1 protein-coding gene is annotated in these 275 nt (G+C 38.2%); it reads left to right on the forward strand.

The window, feature by feature from the left end; genetic code table 11:
- Positions 1 to 28: 28 nt before the first annotated feature.
- Positions 29 to 275, forward strand: a 247-nt coding sequence (locus tag G6042_RS00410; RefSeq protein WP_211161586.1) for an HU family DNA-binding protein, incomplete at its 3' end; no start/stop codon positions are given.

A 275-nucleotide genomic window follows, 5' to 3' on the forward strand; every position in this document is an offset into this window, starting at 1 on the left:
TTAATAGTAACTCTTATCCATTAAAAATATGGCCATACTCATTACGCCAATTGGAAAAACTAATCCAACGCAACCCGATGCACCGCTGCTTTATTACCCAAAAGCAACTAAAACAGGCGAAGTAGATTTAGAGAAAGTAACCGAAGAAATTGCCCAAGCTACATCGCTAACACAAGCTGATTGTTATGCCGCAGTCATTAGTTTAGTAAAAGTATTGGAAGACCATTTAGAAAAAGGCGAAATCGTTAGACTAGAACCTTTGGGCACGTTTCAAA

The sequence above is a fragment of the Flavobacterium solisilvae genome (genome assembly GCF_012911605.1).
GTDB classification, from domain to species: domain Bacteria; phylum Bacteroidota; class Bacteroidia; order Flavobacteriales; family Flavobacteriaceae; genus Flavobacterium; species Flavobacterium solisilvae.